This window comes from Cellulophaga sp. Hel_I_12 (assembly GCF_000799565.1).
Lineage (GTDB): Bacteria > Bacteroidota > Bacteroidia > Flavobacteriales > Flavobacteriaceae > Cellulophaga.
Window position 1 is genome coordinate 1,529,896 of record NZ_JUHB01000001.1, and the last position, 18,860, is coordinate 1,548,755.

Consider the following 18,860-nt stretch of genomic DNA (forward strand, 5'->3'; position numbering starts at 1 on the left):
GTATCCTTTGATATGATTTAAATCAACGGATCAAAAAAATAGATAAAGATCAATTACCTTGGAGCAATAGTCGACAACACGTACATTTAAAATGTCGAATACACATCAGCCTTAATTTGAGTGATATTTTGGCATTTAAAAACAAATAAATTTCAACAGATGAAAATATTGCTTACAGGTGCAAATGGGTATATCGGGATGCGGTTATTACCCCAACTACTTGAACTTGGACACGAAGTTATTTGCCTAGTTCGCGATCAAACCAGACTCTCAGTTGATAAAGAAACACGAGCGCAAATAAGCATCGTTGAGATCGACTTTCTTGAGCCTGTAGCCGAAAATAAAATACCTAAAGATATAGATGTAGCGTATTTTTTAGTCCACTCCATGAGCTCTTCAACGCAAAATTTTGATAAAAAGGAAGCTCAAACAGCACATACTTTTAATGCGTACATGGCACAAACTAATGTTACCCAAGTCATCTATTTAAGTGGAATTGTCAATGATGAAAAACTGTCAAAACACTTAAGTTCAAGAAAAAATGTAGAAGATATTTTATACCAGGGTAGCTTTAAATTAACGGTATTAAGAGCTGGAATTATAGTCGGATCTGGTAGTTCTTCTTTTGAAATTATAAGGGACTTATGCGAAAAATTGCCGTTTATGATTACGCCAAAATGGGTGCTCACTAAAACACAACCTATTGCCATTAGAGATGTCATGAGCTTTTTAACCGGTGTTTTAGGAAACGAGAAAACCTATAATGACTCCTTTGATATTGCCGGTCCGAATGTATTGACGTATAAAGAAATGTTACACCAATATGCGGCCGCTAGAGGGTTTAAAAATTGGATTGTAACTGTCCCAGTGATGACGCCTAAACTTTCTTCGTACTGGTTATACTTCGTTACCTCAACCTCCTACAAGTTAGCCGCTAACTTAGTAGACAGCATGAAAATGGAGGTGGTGGCTAAAGATAAAAGACTTCAAGAAATTTTAGGCATAGAACCCTACTCGTATCGCGAAGCTATTGACATGGCCTTTAAAAAAATAGAACAAAACCTAGTGGTAAGTAGCTGGAAAGACAGTATGGTCAGCGGTCGATTTCAAAAAAACTTAGCTAAGTTTATTCAGGTACCTAAATTTGGCGTGTTGACCGATACCAAAACCTTGAAAATTTCAGATCCTGAGCGGGTACTACAAAATATTTGGAAAATTGGCGGAGAAACTGGTTGGTATTATGGAAATTGGCTCTGGAAAATACGAGGCTTACTCGATAAAATATCAGGGGGTGTTGGCTTGCGAAGAGGGAGAACCCATTCTAACAAAATATATGCTGGCGATGCCTTAGATTTTTGGCGTGTGCTTTTGGCCGATAAAAAAGAGAAACGCTTACTGCTTTTTGCCGAAATGAGGCTGCCAGGAGAAGCTTGGTTAGAATTTAGAATTGACGAACATAATGTACTCCACCAAACTGCTACGTTTAGACCTAGAGGCTTACGCGGTAGACTTTACTGGTACAGTATAGTTCCCTTTCATTATTTTATTTTTGGAGGTATGATTCGCGGAATTGCTAATAGCTGAAACAATTGAAAATGGCAGGTTAAAAATGAAAAAAGCTTAACATTAATGAGCTTTCAAGATGCTGTCGATTTGAACTATTCATTCTCCAAGATTAGCTTTATGTATTCCACATGTTTAATTCGTCATTTTCAAGGTTTAATTATTTTTTAGGCAAGAATACTTCTGCCATCATACAGCGCGCGCTGCCTCCACCACAAGTTTCAATAGTTTCTAAAGAGCTATGTAGTATTTCGCAATGCTTTGTGATACTTTTCACTTGTTCTGGATGAAGACTGTTGTAGGCCGAAGAACTCATGACTAAATAAGGCTTGTTGTTTTTACCCAAAACCTGCAACATATTCCCTGCAAATTGATGCATTTGAGATTCAGAAATTCTGATGATTTCTTTACCATCATGACTTAAGTGATCTAACACGATTTTACGTTCTTTTTTATTGTCGATCGTATCTGGACAAATTACGGCAAAGTTTTCACCGATACACATCATTACATTGGTATGGTATATCGGCATTCTTTTACCATCAACGGATTGGTTCGCCGTAAAAATAACAGGGAAATAATCAAAATCTTCACAAAACTCAATAAATAATTCTTCGTCTGCGCGTTCAGATAAAGCGCAGTAGGCTTTTTTATTGGTGCGATCTAAAGCAATACTACCGGTACCCTCTAAGAAAAAACCTTCTTCTTCTGCCGAAGTATAGTCCACCACATTCGATATTTCAAAGCCATGTGTTTCTATAATATCTAAGATGTCTTCACGACGTTCATCTCTTCTGTTTTCGGCAAACATAGGAAACAAACCTACGGTACCATCTTCATGAAAAGAAATCCAATTATTTGGAAAAACTGAATCTGGGGTGTCTGGATTTTTAGTATCATCAACCACCATAACGTCAATACCTTTTGCTTTCAAAACTGCAACAAATGTATCAAATTCGCTTTGTGCCTTGCTATTGATTTCAGTTTGTATAATATTTAAATCTTCCTGAAAATAATTATTGACAGCCGTTTGCTCATTCATTCGAAAACTAACGGGCCTGATCATTAAAATAGAATTGGTTGTTTGCATATATCCCCAAAGGTTAAAAAAAGTACGTGTTTATTATTGTCTAATTAAAGGCATGGTGCTGCAACGCAACAAGCCTTCTTGTTTTGCTATTTCAGCATAGGGTATTTCTTCTACGGTAAATTTATTAGCTCTTAACCAATTATTTAATCGCGTGAAATTTTGTTCTGAGACGATAACTTCTGGCGAAATAGAAAAAACATTGCTGAACATCTGGTACATCTCATCACTGTCAATTTCAAAAATATTGTCCTTCCCAAAAAAATTAACCAGCCAGTCATATTCCTCCTCAATTAAAAATCCGTTTTTATGAAGTATGGCTTTTCCTTTTCCGATAGGCTGAAAACAACAGTCTAGATGTAGTGCATTTTCTTTGGCATTGGTTGACTTGCGCAACTCAAAAGATTTTATAATTTTAGTAGGGAACAGGGATCTAATGTGTTCAACAGCAATACTGTTGGTTCTTGCCGTAATATGATGTGAATAATTTTCTGCTGTGTAGGTACCAATGAAAATATAGTCATTCCAAGGCATGACATCACCACCTTCAATATGTGCTGCTTCCGGCAAGTGAATAATTTTGTGCGGTTGTATTTCTTCGAGAATATGCTGTATGGCCAAAAACTCTTCTTCCCGATCTGGTAATATGTTCGCTTTAAACAAAAAGTCATCAATGACAAATGCAATGTCTCGTGAAAATATTTGGTTACAATCTTTAAGTACTTTGGGTCGAAAAACCTGAACATTATACTTTTTCAAAACCTTTTCAAAAGCATCCATTTCTTTTACCATATCTTTTTCTAAAGGATATGTACCAGCAAGGATATGCTCTAATGATTTAGGATCATACGCATCTTCAGCTTTTGGAGTTGGTCCACAGCTTTCAGCGGTTCCTAAGATAACAGCTTTTAAGGTGTCTGTTTCGTTTTTAATATTTAGCTGAAGCATACAAGATTTTACTGCAAAGATGCAGCTATTTTTAATATTACGAAGTTTTTTAAACCAACAAGCTGCCTTTTTATAAAAAGGCAGCTTGTAGTAACAAAATCACATGCTATCTTTTATCTAAAGAAACAAAAGGTCTTACCGTTTCGCCAATATATACTTGTCTTGGGCGACCAATAGGTTCATTATTAAGGCGCATTTCTCTCCATTGCGCGATCCAACCTGGTAATCTACCTAAAGCGAACATTACCGTAAACATATCGGTAGGTATTCCTAAAGCACGGTATATGATTCCAGAATAAAAATCTACGTTAGGATATAATTTTCTATCTACAAAATAGGGATCAACCAAGGCTTCTTTTTCTAAAACCTGTGCAATATCTAAAATTGGATCTTTGATGCCCAAATCTCCTAATACTTCGTCAGCTGCTTTTTTTATGATTTTTGCTCTTGGATCAAAATTTTTGTACACTCGGTGTCCAAAACCCATTAATCTAAACGGATCATCTTTGTCTTTGGCTTTAGCCATATACTTTTTTGAATCACCACCATCTGAATGAATACCTTCAAGCATTTCTAGAACTGCTTGGTTTGCACCTCCATGTAAAGGACCCCAAAGGGCAGAAATTCCTGTAGAAAGGGAAGCAAATAAACCAACATGAGAGGATCCTGCGATACGTACCGTTGATGTGGAACAGTTTTGTTCGTGGTCAGCATGAAGTATCAATAGCTTATCTAAAGCATTTAACACGATGGGATTGGATTTGTAATCCTCATTAGGCTGCTTAAACATCATTTTAAGTATGTTCTCAACGTAGCCTAAGTTTTTATCCCCATAATCTAGGGGTAAGCCGTTCTTTTTACGGAATGTCCATGCTACAAGAACTGGGAATTTACCTAAAATTTTACAGATCGCTTTATACATTTCCTCCTCAGAACTCACGTTTACTGAAGAAGGGTTAAAAGCGGTTAATGCGCTGGTAAGTGATGCAATAACTCCCATCGGATGTGCCGATTTGGGAAAAGCATCTACGATTTTACGCATGTCTTCATCAACGATAGACTGTGCTTTAATATCTGAATGAAACTTAGTCAATTGCTCACTAGTTGGTAATTCCCCAAAAATGAGTAAGAACGCTACTTCTAAAAAATCAGCTTTTTCAGCTAATTCTTCAATAGCGTATCCTCTGTAACGAAGAATTCCTTTTTCACCATCCAAAAAAGTAATGGCACTCTCGCAAGAGCCCGTATTTTTATATCCTGGATCTATGGTTATCATTCCAGTAGCTGATCGCAACTCTTTAATATCAATCGCTATTTCTTCTTCTGTACCTTTTATCACTGGAAACTCATATTTGTTTCCGTTGTATTCTAATGTAGCTTTTTCTGACATGTGTTATAATTACGTTTTATACCTCGTAAATTTAAGGAAAAGCAATACGATTAACAATTCCAAAAAATCATTTATCTTAATATTAACAAAAGTTAATTTTTAGCAGTAGTTGAACCAAAACCTGAGCTATACCGTTATTGCATATAGTAGTTTATAATAGTCATCTAAAGACTTTTGCCAAGTAAAACGCTCCTTCTTTGCATTTGCCTTAATTTTATTCCATTTGACTTTGTCCTTGTGAAATATGTCCAAGACTAAATCGAAAGAGTCTACCATATTCTTGATTTTTTCATCGGTTGTTTTTCCGTCGAAAGAAAATCCAGTTTCTAAATGTTTTACGGTATCTTTTAAACCTCCAGTGTGATGCACTAAACATGGAACACCATTACGCATGGCCAACATTTGACTTATACCACAAGGCTCAAAAAGGCTTGGCATAAAATACAAATCTGATTCTAGATAAATACTGTCGATAAGGTCTTCTGATTGACCATTCGTAAATATAAAATTCTTTTGTTCATAGCTGATTTTCCGAAACACTTCTTCATATTCAGGAGCTCCTGTACCTAGCAACATAAAAATTCCATTTACCTTTTCAAGCTTATTTAAAATGGCAATAAAAGCTTCTGGATTATGCATGATAAAATAAAACTTTTGTTCTGTGAGCCTAGCAACACTTGACACAATAAATTCAGGCCTTTTATCTACATATTCCATTATTTTTTCACCCGTATGCGCTAAAAAATCTGATTTATACTTTTTATCCTCTTCTTGAAGCCATCCAAAAAGTGCTTTAACCGTATTTCGATATAGTTTGCCAGTTTCTGCTGCCCTTATATTATTATAATTAGAGCCATTTAAAATACCAAAAAGTCTACCCTCTTGATCTGCTATTTTTAAATCTTCCTCTAAGTTTTCGCCTCCAATGAATTCCGGAGGGCGACTAGGAAGCATAATATCCTCTTTATAAGAGGGCGAAACCGTATGCACGGCATCAGCAAAGCGAACACCTACCGCCATGAGATTAATACAATCTTGATACCTATAATCTCTTAAATTTTCATAATCAATAGGGATTCCTGGAAACCAGTTCTGAATGGATGAATAATTATCATGAAAAGGCCTAATCCCTTGAATAGCGAGGTTGTGAATTGTGTACACAAACCTAATTTGTTTTAAAATTGAAAACTCAGGATGATATTTTCTTAAATACAATAACAAACTCGAATGCCAATCATGTAAATGTGCAATATCTACGGTACCAAATGCATTTTGTTTCACTGCCTGAGCCACCGCGGTACAAAAAATAAAATATTTAATAGCATCCGTAAAAAAAGGCTCTTTAGGATCATTGTGGTAAATATGTGCAATATCGCCAGCTTCAATCTCCGGATGGTGAATTACATAATGTGTTAAGTTATCAAACTCCTTTTTAGGTTTTACTTTATAAAGTTCTGCCGTATATGTTAAGCCTCTTAAATTAAATTCTAGGTTCATTATGAATTCACCATTCGTATGAAGTCTTGAATAGGAAGGAACCACAATATGTGCGCTATCGCCTCGTTCTGAAATTTGTCGAGGGACATCTCTTACCACGTCGCCCATACCTCCTGCTTTACATTTAGGAATAGCGTCATTCTCAGCAGCAACAAAAAGAAAATTATTCATAAAGTTTATGTTGTTTGAATTGTATGTATTTAAAAGTATAATATAGCCAATAAATTTATTCCATAACAGAAAAAATAAAAAATCATCAAAAAAAAAGCCTTTCTATTTAAAGAAAGGCTTAATAATTTAACATAAAAACTATTTTAATTTAAAAGCAGCTCCTTGTGGGTAGTAAGCCACACTACCTAATTCCTCTTCTATTCTCAATAATTGATTGTACTTCGCCATACGATCTGATCTTGATGCTGAACCTGTTTTAATTTGCCCCGTATTTAAGGCTACCGCTAAATCAGCAATAGTCGTATCTTCTGTTTCACCTGAACGATGCGACATGACAGAAGTATACCCTGCATTTTTAGCCATATTTACAGCTGCGATAGTTTCGGTCAAGGTACCTATTTGGTTTACTTTTATCAGGATCGAATTTGCAATTCCTCGCTCTATTCCCTTTGACAAACGCTCTACGTTGGTTACGAACAAGTCATCACCAACCAATTGTACTTTATCACCGATTTTATCTGTTAAAGATTTCCAGCCATCCCAATCGTTTTCATCCATACCGTCTTCGATAGAGATAATAGGATATTTCGCACTTAAATCAGCTAAATATTGTGCTTGCTCTTCTGACGTTCTAATAACGCCTTTATCTCCTTCAAATTTGGTATAATCGTATTTCCCGTTCTCGTAAAATTCTGCTGCCGCACAATCTAAAGCAATCATGACGTCATCACCTAAAGTATAACCCGCCTTTGCTACAGCCTTCGCTATCGTATCTAAAGCATCTTCTGTACCACCTGCTAAATTAGGTGCAAAACCACCTTCATCACCTACAGCTGTGCTTAAACCTCTGTCGTGTAATACTTTTTTTAGGTGGTGAAAAATTTCAGTACCCATCTGCATGGCATGTGAAAATGATGTTGCTTTAACAGGCATTACCATAAATTCTTGAAAAGCAATTGGGGCATCAGAATGCGATCCACCATTAATAATATTCATCATTGGAACAGGCAAGGTATTAGCGCTAACACCACCGATATAACGATACAAAGGCATCCCTAATTCTTCTGCTGCCGCCTTAGCAACCGCTAAAGAAACACCTAATATTGCATTAGCTCCTAATTTAGATTTGTTGGGCGTACCATCTAAGTCGATCATGGTCTGATCAATTAAATTTTGCTCAAATACAGACATCCCGATAATTTCCTCAGCGATATCAATATTTACATTAGTTACCGCCTTTGTAACACCTTTACCCATAAATGCCTTACCGCCATCTCTAAGCTCCACTGCTTCATGTTCACCAGTAGATGCTCCAGAAGGAACAGCTGCTCTTCCCATTATCCCATTTTCAGTAAAAACATCTACTTCTACCGTTGGGTTACCTCTTGAATCTAAAATTTGTCTTGCATGTACGCTAATAATGATACTCATATATTGTAATTTGATTTATATTAAATAGTTATAGTAAATATACAAAAGTAACTGCTTAGAAAACAGCTTCAAAGGCCTAAAAAATAGGACAATTCACCTTTATTTCAACTACAACGTTTTAGTACACCTTCTTCTGAATCATTTCAAAAAAGTGATCAAAAAGATATTCCGCATCATGTGGTCCTGGACTAGCTTCTGGATGATATTGCACAGAAAAGACATTTTTATGCTTCATTTTAATACCAGCCACGGTTTTGTCATTTAAGTGCACATGGGTTATTTCTAAATTTTCATTGGCTTCAGTTTCTTCTCTATTTATAGCAAAGCCATGATTTTGAGAAGTAATTTCGCCTTTACCCGTTACTAAATTCATCACCGGATGGTTAATTCCTCTATGGCCGTTATGCATTTTATAGGTTGATACACCATTAGCCAATGCAATTACCTGATGCCCTAAACAAATTCCAAATAAGGTTTCGTCGTTGGCAATAATATCACTTGCTGTTTGTATCGCTTGTTGCAAGGGCTCTGGATCCCCAGGTCCGTTAGATATAAAATAACCATCAGGACTAAATGCTTTCATTTCGGCGTAAGAAGCGTCATAAGGAAATACTTTTATATAGGCATTTCTTTTGGCTAGGTTTCTTAAAATATTCTTTTTTATACCAATATCTAAGGCTGCAATTTTAAATTTTGCATCTACATTCCCAACAAAATATGGCTCTTTTGTAGAAACACTTGAAGCGAGTTCTAAACCTTCCATACTAGGCACGGCCTTTAATTTAAGCTTTAAGGCTTCAATATCGTTTACGTCTGTAGAAATAACGGCGTTCATGGCACCATGATCTCTAATATAACTAACCAATGCCCGTGTATCTACGTCGGATATAGCGAATAGATTATTTTTATCTAAAAATTCTTTTAAGCTTTGATCTGCTGCCGGCCTAGAATAGTCGTAACTAAAATTTTTGCATATCAAACCAGCTATTTTAACGCTGTCTGATTCTATTTCATCCTCTTGAGTACCATAATTACCAATGTGGGCATTTGTGGTGACCATTAATTGTCCAAAGTAGGAGGGGTCTGTAAAGATTTCTTGATACCCTGTCATTCCGGTATTAAAACATACTTCACCAAAGGCTGTTCCTTCTTTATCTCCAACTGCCTTACCATAAAAAATAGTACCATCAGCTAATAAAATTAATGCTTTTCTCTTAGTTTGATATTTCATTTTAATTTTTCTTATGTTTTACAAAATAACAAAAAAAAAGGATAAGCTTTTCAACTTATCCTTTTCTATTATTTAAACTTAATCATCATATGTTTAGTCTTCAGACTTTTCTTCAGATGTGTTCTCTACAGGCGTGTCTGCCTTTGGAGCATCGTCGGTTTTTTTAGCTCTACTTCTTCTCGTAGTCTTCTTAGCAGGAGTTTTAGAAGCGTTATAGATTTCATTAAAATCAACCAGCTCTATCATTGCCATGTCCGCGTTATCACCCAAACGCGTTCCTAATTTAATAATCCTGGTATATCCACCTGGACGATCTGCGACTTTTTCAGAAACTACACTAAACAATTCTGTAACAGCGTATTTGTCTCTAAGATTTTTAAAAACTACACGTCTGTTGTGCGTTCCCTTGTCAGCAGAAACATTATTTTCAGCTTTTGACTTAGTGATTAATGGCTCAATAAACTGCTTTAAAGCTTTTGCTTTAGCCACCGTTGTATTTATTCTTTTATGTTCAATTAGGGAACAAGCCATGTTTGCAAGCATTGCAGTTCTATGTGCTTTTTTTCTACCTAAATGATTAACTTTTTTACCGTGTCTCATTACTATTGCTATTTTCTTCCTTATCTGAGATTTTCTCTTCTAACAGAAGTAAAATTAATCTTTATCTAATTTATATTTTGATAAGTCCATTCCAAAACTTAATCCCTTATTGATCACTAACTCCTCTAATTCCGTTAACGACTTTTTACCGAAGTTTCTGAACTTCATTAAATCATTTTTGTTAAAAGAAACTAAGTCGCCTAATGTATCTACTTCTGCTGCTTTTAAACAATTTAGCGCACGAACAGAAAGGTCCATATCTACTAACTTTGTTTTTAACAACTGACGCATGTGCAATGACTCCTCATCGTACGTTTCAGTTTGTGCAATTTCATCAGCTTCTAATGTAATACGCTCATCAGAGAATAACATAAAGTGATGAATAAGTACTTTTGCACCTTCTGTCAACGCGTCTTTCGGAGTAATAGAACCGTCAGAAACAATCTCGAAAACTAACTTCTCGTAATCTGTTTTCTGTTCAACTCTAAAGTTCTCGATACTATACTTTACATTTTTAATGGGTGTAAAGATAGAATCTATAGCTATTGTTCCTAGTGGTGCTCCAGATTTCTTATTATCTTCAGCCGGTACGTAACCTCTACCCTTTTCAATCACCAACTCCATGTTGAAATTTACTTTAGCATCCATGTTACAGATCACTAAATCGGGATTTAAAACTTGAAATCCTGAAATAAACTTTTGGAAGTCACCAGCGGTAAGCTGATTTTTTCCACTTACAGAAATAGATACGGTTTCAGTGTCAACATCTTCTATTTGTCTTTTAAAGCGTACTTGCTTTAAGTTCAAAATAATTTCAGTAACATCTTCTACAATCCCTGAGATTACAGAAAATTCATGTTCCACTTTATCTATTCTAACCGAAGTGATAGCAAAACCTTCCAAAGATGAAAGCAGTACTCTTCTTAATGCGTTCCCAACAGTCAATCCGTAACCAGGTTCCAAAGGGCGGAATTCAAACTTCCCTTCGAAATCGGTCGAATCAATCATTATAACTTTATCGGGTTTCTGAAAATTAAATAATGCCATAATTGGATCAGTGTTGTTTATTTAGAGTATAACTCGACGATTAATTGTTCTTTGATATTCTCAGGAATCTGAAGTCTTTCAGGTACACTTACATAAGTACCTTCCATTTTTTCAGAATTCCAAGTAATCCATTCATATACGCTACTATTAGCAGCTAATGAATCTTGGATTGTTGAAATTGATTTAGATTTTTCTCTAACCCCTACAACGTCTCCAGCTTTTAATACGTAAGATGGAATGTTCACCAACTCACCATTTACTGTAATGTGTCTGTGGGAAACTAATTGTCTAGCGCCACTTCTTGAGTTTGATATTCCCATTCTGTAAGCGACGTTATCTAAACGTGACTCGCATAATTGAAGTAAAATTTCACCCGTTACACCTTCTTTTCTTTTCGCTGTAGCAAAAATATTTCTAAATTGCTTTTCTAATATACCGTAAGTATATTTAGCTTTCTGCTTTTCCATTAACTGGATTGCATACTCCGATTTCTTACCACGACGTCTTGTATTACCGTGTTGTCCTGGTGGAAAATTTCTTTTTTCAAAAGACTTATCATCTCCGAAGATTGCTTCGCCAAACTTACGAGCAATTTTTGTTTTTGGTCCTGTATATCTTGCCATTTTCTTAAAATTTGAAAGTATGATTATGAATTAAGGCTTATCCTTCGATAATCGTATTCAATACTTTCTGTGAAACATCCGTTTTCGGATAATTGTATATATAATTAAACTCTTCTTCTTTTAGGTGGTCTACAGCCATTATGTGGCATTGGAGTAATATCGATAATCTCAGTTACTTCAATTCCTGCATTATGTATAGAACGAATCGCAGACTCTCTACCGTTCCCTGGACCTTTTACATAAACTTTTACCTTACGTAAACCAGCCTCGTGAGCTACTTTTGAACAATCTTCAGCAGCAATTTGGGCCGCATAAGGAGTGTTCTTTTTAGAACCTCTAAAACCCATTTTTCCTGCAGATGACCATGAAATCACGTCACCTTTTTTATTTGTTAAAGAAATGATGATATTATTGAAAGATGCAGTAACGTGAGCTTCACCTACCGATTCTACAATAACTTTACGTTTCTTTACCGTTTTTGTATTTGACTTTGCCATACTTTTTTAGTTTCTAGTTGTTAGTTCTTAGTTATTGGAATCCTAAACTTTTACATTTCAGGCAGATTCTTCTAACGTCCAAATACTAATTGACTAATGTCTGTTAATTATTTAGTTGCTTTTTTCTTGTTCGCAACTGTTTTTCTCTTCCCTTTTCTTGTTCTAGAATTATTCTTGGTTCTCTGACCCCTTAACGGAAGACCAGATCTATGACGAATACCTCTGTAACAACCAATATCCATTAAACGTTTAATGTTTAATTGGGTCTCAGAACGAAGTTCTCCTTCTATAGTAAAAGTAGATACCGCCTCACGAATACGACTAATTTCATCATCGTTCCATTCTGACACTTTGGTATCCTCACTAACTTGGGCCTTTGCTAATATTTCTTTAGCTCTACTATTACCTACTCCGAAGATATAAGTAAGAGCAATAACCCCTCTTTTCTGTTTTGGTATATCTACACCTGCAATTCTTGCCATAATTACCCTTGTCTTTGTTTAAATCTAGGATTCTTTTTGTTTATTACGTACAATCTGCCTTTTCTGCGAACAATCTTGCAGTCGGCACTTCTCTTTTTTAATGATGCTCTAACTTTCATCCTATTTTGCTTAATATCTATATGTAATTCTTGCTTTACTTAAATCATAAGGGCTCATTTCTAATTTTACCTTATCACCTGGAAGTAATTTTATATAATGCATACGCATTTTACCAGAAATATGTGCCGTCACAACGTGACCGTTTTCTAGTTCCACACGAAACATAGCATTTGATAATGCTTCAATAATGCTACCATCTTGCTCTATCGCTGCCTGTTTAGCCATAACTTATGCTACTTTTCTATTTTTACCTGTTTTCATTAAACCATCATAATGACGGTTTAATAAATACGAATTTACCTGTTGTACTGTATCAATTGCTACACCAACCATAATCAATAATGATGTTCCTCCATAAAACATGGCCCATCCTGCTTGCACATCCATTAACTTCACCACTACTGCCGGTAAAACAGCTAGAAGCGCTAAGAATACAGAACCTGGTAGTGTAATTAAAGACATAATTTTGTCTAAATAATCACCAGTTTCGGCACCTGGACGAATTCCCGGAATAAAACCTCCACTTCGTTTTAAATCATCAGCCATTTTATTCGTTGGTACTGTAATAGCCGTGTAAAAATACGTAAACACTATGATTAAAAACGCAAATAATAAGTTATATGCCAATCCAAACATATCTTGAAAGTTGGTTTCCATCCACAATCCCCAAGTGGTATTGTTGAACGTTTTACCTATTAAACCTGGCGCAAACATAATTGCCTGTGCAAATATTATAGGCATAACTCCAGAAGCATTTAATTTCAAAGGAATGTATTGTCTAGATCCCATGATATCTTTCTCGTAACCGCCAGAAGCAGATCTACGTGCATATTGTACCGGTATTTGTCGCGTTGCCATGACCAATAAAACACTTAAAAGAATTACAACAAACCAAATGATTACCTCAATTAATACCAACATCGGTCCGCCAACACCCGTCCATCTTGATATTGCTTCTTGAGCAAAAGATTGTGGTAAGGTAGCGATAATACCAATCATAATTAATAATGATATTCCATTACCAATACCCTTATCCGTGATTTTCTCACCAAGCCACATAGCGAATACGGTTCCAGTCACTAAAATGATGACAGCAGGTACCATAAAATCTAATCCTTTACCTAGTAAAAAAGCACTATCAGGAACACCAAATTGACTTAATCCTAATAGATAGGTAGGCGCCTGAAGGATACATATCCCTATGGTTAACCATCTTGTAATTTGATTAATTGTTTTTCTACCGCTTTCTCCTTCTTTTTGCAATTTCTGAAGGTAAGGAATAGCAATACCCATTAACTGAACCACAATAGAAGCCGAAATGTAAGGCATAATACCCAAGGCAAAAACTGATGCCTGAGCGAAAGCTCCACCAGTAAATGCATTTAAGATTCCAAAGATTCCACTTTCCGTTCCAGAAGCTAAAGCCCCTAACTGTGCAGTATCTATACCAGGAAGTGCAATTTGTGCTCCAAATCTATATACCAACAACAAACCAAGAGTTACAAGGATTCTACCTTTTAATTCTTCTATCTTCCAAATATTAGATAATGTCTCGAAAAATTTCTTCATAATATAGTTCTTATAAACTTATTGCCTCGCCACCAGCAGCTTCAATCGCAGCTTTAGCAGTAGCACTAAATTTATGGGCCGATATTTTAAGTGAAGCCTTTAATTCTCCACCACCTAATATTTTTACCAAATCATTTTTACCTACGAATCTGTTTTCGATCAACACATCAAGATTAACAGTATCTTTTACTGTACCGTTATCAACAAGGAGCTGTAATTTATCCAAATTGATACCCGCATAATCTTTTCTGTTAATGTTTGTAAAACCAAACTTAGGAACACGTCTTTGCAATGGCATTTGACCACCTTCAAAACCTATTTTTTTCGAATATCCAGATCTAGATTTAGCACCTTTATGACCTCTTGTAGCAGTACCACCTTTACCAGTACCCTGACCACGACCAACTATTTTTCCCGCTCGTGTAGTAGAACCTTCAGCTGGTTTTAAACTATTTAAATTCATCTTCTTATATTTTTAAGCTTCCTCAGTTGAAACTAAGTGATTAACTTTAGCAATCATACCCATAATGCTTGGCGTATTTTCATGCTCTACAACTTGTCCTAATTTTCTTAAACCAAGTGCCTCTAGAGTTTTTTTCTGATTTAGAGGCTTCTTTATAGCACTCTTAATTTGTTTTACTTTAACTTTTGCCATAATTCCTTTAATTTATCCCTTAAAAACTTTTTCAAGAGAAATTCCTCTTTGAGTAGCAACTGTTTTAGCGTCTCTAATTTGCAATAATGCATCAAAGGTAGCTTTTACAACATTATGTGGGTTTGAAGATCCTTGAGATTTAGATAATACATCATGAACTCCAACAGCTTCTAATACCGCTCTAACGGCTCCACCAGCAATTACTCCAGTACCATGTGAAGCAGGCTGAATGTACACTCTAGCCCCTCCAAATTTACCTTTTTGTTCGTGAGGTATAGTTCCTTTATTTAAAGGTATTCTAATCAAATTTTTCTTAGCATCTTCAATTGCTTTAGCAATAGCTGTAGCAACTTCTTTAGACTTTCCTAAACCTTGACCAACAACACCATTTTCATCTCCAACAACAACGATTGCAGAAAAACCAAATGCTCTACCACCTTTTGTTACTTTAGTTACTCTTTGTACGCCAACCAAACGATCTTTTAAATCAAGACCTGCTGGTTTAACGACTTCTACGTTTCTGTATTTCTGGTACATATATATTTAGAATTTAAGTCCTGCTTCTCTAGCTCCTTCAGCTAATGATTTTACTCTACCGTGGTATAAACAACCGCCTCTATCAAAAGCAACAGCTTCAACACCTGCTTTTTTTGTTTTTTCAGCGATAGCTTTACCTACCAAGTTTGCGATTTCTGATTTTGTTCCTTTTTGACCCGCAATATCTTTATCTCTTGATGATGCCGCAGCTAAAGTAACGCCGTTGTTGTCATCTATAACTTGAACGTAAATATCTTTGTTACTTCTAAAAACCGATAATCTTGGTCTCTGAGCAGTTCCGAATGATACTTTACGTATTCTTCTTTTGATTCGCTGTCTTCTTTCAGTCTTTGATAATCCCATAATTCTACTTATTATGCTGACTTACCAGCTTTTCTTCTTAATTGTTCACCAACAAATTTAACTCCTTTTCCTTTGTAAGGTTCTGGCTTACGGAAAGATCTAATCTTTGCAGCTACTTGTCCTACTAATTGTTTGTCGAAAGATGTTAATTTAATAATTGGGTTTTTACCTTTTTCTGATATTGTTTCGATTTGCACTTCTGGCGCTAAATCGATAACGATATTATGAGAAAAACCTAAAGCCAAATCTAATTTCTGACCTTGATTGCTAGCTCTATAACCAACACCTACAAGCTCTAATTGTTTTGTCCAACCCTTAGAAACACCTTCTATCATGTTTTTTATTAAAGATCTATAAAGTCCGTGTTTTGCTTTATGCTCTTTAGCGTCAGATGGTCTTGTTACAAAAACTTGAGCATCTTCGATCTTAATTTCAACAGCACTATATTCTTGAGTTAATTCACCCAATTTACCTTTTACAGTAATAGTACCTTCTTTTATATCAACGGTAACCCCTTCAGGGATTGTTACTGGATTATTACCTATTCTAGACATTTTTCTTGATCTTTATAGTATTAATAAACGTAGCATAATACTTCACCACCTACTTTTTCTAGCTTAGCTTGCTTACTTGTCATTACACCATGAGAAGTAGATACAATTGCAATTCCCAATCCGTTAAGCACTCTTGGTAAATCAGCGTTACCAGCATACTTACGTAGACCTGGCTTACTAATACGCATAATTTTTTTGATGACCGGCTCTTTGGTTAGCTTATCATATTTCAAAGCTATTTTTACCGTCCCTTGAACCTTATTTGGTTCAAATTTATAACTTAAAATATATCCTTGTTCAAATAATATTTTAGTTATCTCTTTTTTTAAATTAGAAGCAGGTATCTCTACCACTCTATGACCAGCACTACTGGCATTTCTAATTCTAGTTAAATAATCCGAAATTGGATCTGTTATCATATGTATTGAATTGCGGTAACGGTTTTTAGTAGTTCAATACTAAACCTGAAACCAATTAAAACTTACTTCTATTTACCAGCTAGCTTTTTTAACTCCTGGTATAAGACCTTGATTTGCCATTTCTCTAAACGTTACTCTTGACAAACCAAATGTTCTCATGTAACCTCTAGGCCTTCCAGTTAATTTACATCTGTTGTGCAAACGAATTGGATTAGCATTTCTTGGTAATTTTTGCAAAGCTTCGTAGTCACCTGCCTCTTTCAAAGCTTTTCTCTTCTCAGCATATTTCGCTACAGTTTTTTCTCTTTTAACCTCGCGGGCTTTCATCGATTCTTTAGCCATACTAGTTCTTTTTAAAAGGTAATCCCAATTGGGTTAATAATGATTTTGCCTCTTTGTCTGTTTGAGCAGAAGTTACAAAGGTAATATCCATTCCGTTTATTCTATTGATTTTATCAATATTTATCTCAGGAAAAATAATTTGCTCTGTAATCCCCAAGTTATAATTACCACGACCATCAAAACCCGTAGCCTTAATCCCTTGAAAATCTCTAACTCGTGGCAAAGCACTCGTTACTAAACGATCTAAAAACTCGTACATTCTTTCACCTCTTAGTGTAACTTTACAACCAATTGGCATTCCTTTTCTCAGTTTGAAAGAAGCAACATCCTTTTTAGATATTGTAGCTACCGCCTTTTGGCCAGTAATCATAGTCACCTCGTCTACTGCGTGATCAATTAACTTTTTATCAGCAACAGCAGCACCAACGCCTCTACTCACTACAATTTTCTCTAGCTTGGGAACTTGCATGATATTCTTATACCCAAACTCTTCTTTAAGCGCATCAATAACGCGCTCCTTATATTCTGTCTTTAACCTTGTAACGTAAGCCATAACTATATTACTTCATTAGATTTTTTAGAGATTCTCACTTTTTTACCATCTCTAACCTCGTAACCTACTCGCGTAGTATTACCAGATTTTGCATCTATCAAAGATAAATTTGAAACATGGATAAGTGCCTCCTTCTTAACGATACCACCTTGAGGATTTTTTGCGCTAGGCTTTTCATGTTTAGAAACCAAATTAGCCCCTTCAACGATTGCCTTGTTTTTATCAAAATCAACCTTCATAATCTTACCTTCTACACCTTTATGGTCTCCAGATACGATTCTTACGATATCTCCTACTTTTATTTTTAGCTTTTTCATCTTTAGTATAAAATGTTATAGCACCTCTGGAGCTAATGATACAATTTTCATGAATTGCTTATCACGAAGTTCTCTAGCCACAGGTCCAAAAACACGTGTACCTCTCATTTCTCCTGTCGGATTCAATAGAACACATGCGTTATCATCAAAACGAATGTAAGAACCATCTTGTCTTCTTACTTCTTTTTTGGTTCTAACCACCACTGCAGTAGACACAGCACCTTTCTTAATGGTACCATTAGGAGTAGCTTCTTTTACAGCTACTACTATTTTGTCACCTACTGAGGCGTATCTTCTCTTTGTACCACCTAATACTCTAATGGTCAAAACTTCTTTTGCCCCGGTATTATCAGCTACTTTTAATCTTGATTCTTGCTGTAACATAATTATTTAGCTCTTTCAATGATTTCAACTAATCTCCAACATTTAGTTTTACTTAAAGGACGTGTTTCCATGATCTTTACAGTATCACCAATATTGCAATCGTTTTTCTCATCGTGTGCAACATATTTTTTCGTTCTTAATACGAACTTTCCGTACATAGGGTGTTTAACTCGCTTCACTTCTGAAATCACAATTGATTTCTCCATTTTGTTGCTAGTTACAACGCCTACTCTCTCTTTTCTTAAGTTTCTTTTTTCCATAAAGCAGAACCAGTTATTGGTTTTCCCTTTTAGTTAATTCTGTCGCTAATCTAGCTACTATTCTTCTCGCTCTTCTAATTTGAAGTGGGTTCTCTAAAGGCGTAACACTATGTGCCATTTTTAAGTCTGCATGCTGCTTTTTTGCCTCTACTAACTTTAAACCTAGATCGTCAACAGATAATTCTTTTACTTCTGATTGTTTCATGATTCTTTACAATTA

Annotated in this window: 27 protein-coding genes; 1 reads left to right on the plus strand and 26 read right to left on the minus strand. The window is 35.5% G+C overall.

Annotated features, from left to right (window positions below):
* Positions 1-159: 159 nt before the first annotated feature.
* On the plus strand, positions 160-1,584 hold the full coding sequence (locus GQ45_RS06915) for an SDR family oxidoreductase (RefSeq protein WP_047416223.1): 1,425 nt from the start codon (positions 160-162) through the stop codon (positions 1,582-1,584).
* Between the two features lie 139 nt (positions 1,585-1,723).
* Here the strand turns inward: GQ45_RS06915 and ctlX are convergent, their stop codons facing one another.
* The 26 genes from ctlX to rpmC all read right to left on the minus strand — a co-directional run bounded on the left by ctlX (position 1,724) and on the right by rpmC (position 18,845).
* Entirely contained in the window at positions 1,724-2,653 is a 930-nt protein-coding gene (ctlX, locus tag GQ45_RS06920) for a citrulline utilization hydrolase CtlX (RefSeq protein WP_047416224.1), read from the minus strand.
* 33 nt (positions 2,654-2,686) lie between these two features.
* A complete protein-coding gene (locus GQ45_RS06925) occupies positions 2,687-3,598 on the minus strand; it encodes a dimethylarginine dimethylaminohydrolase family protein (protein ID WP_047416226.1) in 912 nt (303 codons plus the stop codon).
* A gap of 106 nt (positions 3,599-3,704) precedes the next feature.
* On the minus strand, positions 3,705-4,988 hold the full coding sequence (locus GQ45_RS06930) for a citrate synthase (RefSeq protein ID WP_047416227.1): 1,284 nt from the start codon (positions 4,986-4,988) through the stop codon (positions 3,705-3,707).
* A 126-nt stretch (positions 4,989-5,114) separates the two neighbouring features.
* Complete coding sequence (locus GQ45_RS06935) at positions 5,115-6,656, minus strand: glycogen synthase (protein ID WP_047416229.1); 1,542 nt, start codon at positions 6,654-6,656, stop codon at positions 5,115-5,117.
* 138 nt (positions 6,657-6,794) lie between these two features.
* A complete protein-coding gene (gene eno, locus GQ45_RS06940; RefSeq protein WP_047416230.1) occupies positions 6,795-8,087 on the minus strand; it encodes a phosphopyruvate hydratase in 1,293 nt (430 codons plus the stop codon).
* Between the two features lie 118 nt (positions 8,088-8,205).
* Entirely contained in the window at positions 8,206-9,318 is a 1,113-nt protein-coding gene (carA, locus tag GQ45_RS06945; RefSeq protein ID WP_047416232.1) for a glutamine-hydrolyzing carbamoyl-phosphate synthase small subunit, read from the minus strand.
* A 93-nt stretch (positions 9,319-9,411) separates the two neighbouring features.
* Positions 9,412-9,918, minus strand: a complete 507-nt coding sequence (gene rplQ, locus GQ45_RS06950; protein WP_047416234.1) for a 50S ribosomal protein L17 — start codon at positions 9,916-9,918, stop codon at positions 9,412-9,414.
* A 54-nt stretch (positions 9,919-9,972) separates the two neighbouring features.
* The gene (locus GQ45_RS06955) at positions 9,973-10,965 is read right to left on the minus strand and encodes a DNA-directed RNA polymerase subunit alpha (RefSeq protein WP_047416235.1); all 993 of its coding nucleotides are present in this window, start codon (positions 10,963-10,965) and stop codon (positions 9,973-9,975) included.
* 17 nt (positions 10,966-10,982) lie between these two features.
* Positions 10,983-11,588, minus strand: a complete 606-nt coding sequence (gene rpsD, locus GQ45_RS06960; protein WP_047416237.1) for a 30S ribosomal protein S4 — start codon at positions 11,586-11,588, stop codon at positions 10,983-10,985.
* Positions 11,589-11,692: 104 nt separating this feature from the next.
* Positions 11,693-12,085: a 30S ribosomal protein S11 gene (gene rpsK / locus GQ45_RS06965; protein ID WP_047416239.1), complete on the minus strand. Its 393-nt coding sequence runs from the start codon at positions 12,083-12,085 to the stop codon at positions 11,693-11,695.
* Between the two features lie 107 nt (positions 12,086-12,192).
* Entirely contained in the window at positions 12,193-12,567 is a 375-nt protein-coding gene (gene rpsM / locus GQ45_RS06970) for a 30S ribosomal protein S13 (RefSeq protein WP_047416241.1), read from the minus strand.
* A gap of 2 nt (positions 12,568-12,569) precedes the next feature.
* On the minus strand, positions 12,570-12,686 hold the full coding sequence (gene ykgO / locus GQ45_RS17785; RefSeq protein WP_010181906.1) for a type B 50S ribosomal protein L36: 117 nt from the start codon (positions 12,684-12,686) through the stop codon (positions 12,570-12,572).
* Positions 12,687-12,696: 10 nt separating this feature from the next.
* On the minus strand, positions 12,697-12,912 hold the full coding sequence (infA, locus tag GQ45_RS06975; protein WP_013751343.1) for a translation initiation factor IF-1: 216 nt from the start codon (positions 12,910-12,912) through the stop codon (positions 12,697-12,699).
* Between the two features lie 3 nt (positions 12,913-12,915).
* Positions 12,916-14,256 carry a preprotein translocase subunit SecY gene (secY, locus tag GQ45_RS06980; RefSeq protein ID WP_047416246.1) on the minus strand — a complete coding sequence of 447 codons (1,341 nt, stop codon included), beginning with the start codon at positions 14,254-14,256 and terminating at the stop codon, positions 12,916-12,918.
* Between the two features lie 10 nt (positions 14,257-14,266).
* Positions 14,267-14,719 (minus strand): 50S ribosomal protein L15, encoded by a 453-nt coding sequence (gene rplO, locus GQ45_RS06985; protein WP_047416248.1) that lies wholly within the window; start codon positions 14,717-14,719, stop codon positions 14,267-14,269.
* 12 nt (positions 14,720-14,731) lie between these two features.
* A complete protein-coding gene (rpmD, locus tag GQ45_RS06990; RefSeq protein ID WP_047416250.1) occupies positions 14,732-14,911 on the minus strand; it encodes a 50S ribosomal protein L30 in 180 nt (59 codons plus the stop codon).
* A 12-nt stretch (positions 14,912-14,923) separates the two neighbouring features.
* Positions 14,924-15,448, minus strand: coding sequence for a 30S ribosomal protein S5 (rpsE, locus tag GQ45_RS06995; RefSeq protein ID WP_047416251.1), 525 nt, complete (start codon positions 15,446-15,448; stop codon positions 14,924-14,926).
* A gap of 6 nt (positions 15,449-15,454) precedes the next feature.
* Entirely contained in the window at positions 15,455-15,811 is a 357-nt protein-coding gene (gene rplR / locus GQ45_RS07000; RefSeq protein ID WP_047416253.1) for a 50S ribosomal protein L18, read from the minus strand.
* Positions 15,812-15,822: 11 nt separating this feature from the next.
* Positions 15,823-16,365, minus strand: coding sequence for a 50S ribosomal protein L6 (gene rplF, locus GQ45_RS07005; protein ID WP_047416255.1), 543 nt, complete (start codon positions 16,363-16,365; stop codon positions 15,823-15,825).
* Positions 16,366-16,385: 20 nt separating this feature from the next.
* Positions 16,386-16,784 carry a 30S ribosomal protein S8 gene (gene rpsH / locus GQ45_RS07010; RefSeq protein ID WP_047416256.1) on the minus strand — a complete coding sequence of 133 codons (399 nt, stop codon included), beginning with the start codon at positions 16,782-16,784 and terminating at the stop codon, positions 16,386-16,388.
* Positions 16,785-16,856: 72 nt separating this feature from the next.
* Positions 16,857-17,126: a 30S ribosomal protein S14 gene (gene rpsN, locus GQ45_RS07015; RefSeq protein WP_047416258.1), complete on the minus strand. Its 270-nt coding sequence runs from the start codon at positions 17,124-17,126 to the stop codon at positions 16,857-16,859.
* Position 17,127: 1 nt separating this feature from the next.
* On the minus strand, positions 17,128-17,679 hold the full coding sequence (rplE, locus tag GQ45_RS07020; RefSeq protein WP_047416259.1) for a 50S ribosomal protein L5: 552 nt from the start codon (positions 17,677-17,679) through the stop codon (positions 17,128-17,130).
* Between the two features lie 2 nt (positions 17,680-17,681).
* Positions 17,682-17,996 carry a 50S ribosomal protein L24 gene (gene rplX, locus GQ45_RS07025; RefSeq protein WP_047416260.1) on the minus strand — a complete coding sequence of 105 codons (315 nt, stop codon included), beginning with the start codon at positions 17,994-17,996 and terminating at the stop codon, positions 17,682-17,684.
* Between the two features lie 15 nt (positions 17,997-18,011).
* Positions 18,012-18,380, minus strand: coding sequence for a 50S ribosomal protein L14 (gene rplN / locus GQ45_RS07030; RefSeq protein WP_013549447.1), 369 nt, complete (start codon positions 18,378-18,380; stop codon positions 18,012-18,014).
* Positions 18,381-18,382: 2 nt separating this feature from the next.
* Entirely contained in the window at positions 18,383-18,640 is a 258-nt protein-coding gene (gene rpsQ / locus GQ45_RS07035; RefSeq protein ID WP_047416265.1) for a 30S ribosomal protein S17, read from the minus strand.
* A gap of 13 nt (positions 18,641-18,653) precedes the next feature.
* Positions 18,654-18,845, minus strand: a complete 192-nt coding sequence (gene rpmC / locus GQ45_RS07040; protein ID WP_047416267.1) for a 50S ribosomal protein L29 — start codon at positions 18,843-18,845, stop codon at positions 18,654-18,656.
* Between the last annotated feature and the right edge of the window lie 15 nt (positions 18,846-18,860).

Coding starts and splice junctions, on each gene's coding strand:
- rpsH (WP_047416256.1), bottom strand. CDS start 16,784: ATGATAACAGATCCAATTTCGGATTATTTAACTAGAATTAGAAATGCC.
- rplQ (WP_047416234.1), bottom strand. CDS start 9,918: ATGAGACACGGTAAAAAAGTTAATCATTTAGGTAGAAAAAAAGCACAT.
- rpsD (WP_047416237.1), bottom strand. CDS start 11,588: ATGGCAAGATATACAGGACCAAAAACAAAAATTGCTCGTAAGTTTGGC.
- rpsK (WP_047416239.1), bottom strand. CDS start 12,085: ATGGCAAAGTCAAATACAAAAACGGTAAAGAAACGTAAAGTTATTGTA.
- GQ45_RS06925 (WP_047416226.1), bottom strand. CDS start 3,598: ATGCTTCAGCTAAATATTAAAAACGAAACAGACACCTTAAAAGCTGTT.
- rpsM (WP_047416241.1), bottom strand. CDS start 12,567: ATGGCAAGAATTGCAGGTGTAGATATACCAAAACAGAAAAGAGGGGTT.
- rplE (WP_047416259.1), bottom strand. CDS start 17,679: ATGGCTTACGTTACAAGGTTAAAGACAGAATATAAGGAGCGCGTTATT.
- rplO (WP_047416248.1), bottom strand. CDS start 14,719: ATGAATTTAAATAGTTTAAAACCAGCTGAAGGTTCTACTACACGAGCG.
- rpsQ (WP_047416265.1), bottom strand. CDS start 18,640: ATGGAAAAAAGAAACTTAAGAAAAGAGAGAGTAGGCGTTGTAACTAGC.
- GQ45_RS06935 (WP_047416229.1), bottom strand. CDS start 6,656: ATGAATAATTTTCTTTTTGTTGCTGCTGAGAATGACGCTATTCCTAAA.
- secY (WP_047416246.1), bottom strand. CDS start 14,256: ATGAAGAAATTTTTCGAGACATTATCTAATATTTGGAAGATAGAAGAA.
- GQ45_RS06930 (WP_047416227.1), bottom strand. CDS start 4,988: ATGTCAGAAAAAGCTACATTAGAATACAACGGAAACAAATATGAGTTT.
- carA (WP_047416232.1), bottom strand. CDS start 9,318: ATGAAATATCAAACTAAGAGAAAAGCATTAATTTTATTAGCTGATGGT.
- GQ45_RS06915 (WP_047416223.1), top strand. CDS start 160: ATGAAAATATTGCTTACAGGTGCAAATGGGTATATCGGGATGCGGTTA.
- rpmD (WP_047416250.1), bottom strand. CDS start 14,911: ATGGCAAAAGTTAAAGTAAAACAAATTAAGAGTGCTATAAAGAAGCCT.
- GQ45_RS06955 (WP_047416235.1), bottom strand. CDS start 10,965: ATGGCATTATTTAATTTTCAGAAACCCGATAAAGTTATAATGATTGAT.
- rpmC (WP_047416267.1), bottom strand. CDS start 18,845: ATGAAACAATCAGAAGTAAAAGAATTATCTGTTGACGATCTAGGTTTA.
- infA (WP_013751343.1), bottom strand. CDS start 12,912: ATGGCTAAACAGGCAGCGATAGAGCAAGATGGTAGCATTATTGAAGCA.
- rpsE (WP_047416251.1), bottom strand. CDS start 15,448: ATGTACCAGAAATACAGAAACGTAGAAGTCGTTAAACCAGCAGGTCTT.
- eno (WP_047416230.1), bottom strand. CDS start 8,087: ATGAGTATCATTATTAGCGTACATGCAAGACAAATTTTAGATTCAAGA.
- ykgO (WP_010181906.1), bottom strand. CDS start 12,686: ATGAAAGTTAGAGCATCATTAAAAAAGAGAAGTGCCGACTGCAAGATT.
- rplF (WP_047416255.1), bottom strand. CDS start 16,365: ATGTCTAGAATAGGTAATAATCCAGTAACAATCCCTGAAGGGGTTACC.
- rplX (WP_047416260.1), bottom strand. CDS start 17,996: ATGAAAAAGCTAAAAATAAAAGTAGGAGATATCGTAAGAATCGTATCT.
- rplR (WP_047416253.1), bottom strand. CDS start 15,811: ATGGGATTATCAAAGACTGAAAGAAGACAGCGAATCAAAAGAAGAATA.
- rpsN (WP_047416258.1), bottom strand. CDS start 17,126: ATGGCTAAAGAATCGATGAAAGCCCGCGAGGTTAAAAGAGAAAAAACT.
- rplN (WP_013549447.1), bottom strand. CDS start 18,380: ATGTTACAGCAAGAATCAAGATTAAAAGTAGCTGATAATACCGGGGCA.
- ctlX (WP_047416224.1), bottom strand. CDS start 2,653: ATGCAAACAACCAATTCTATTTTAATGATCAGGCCCGTTAGTTTTCGA.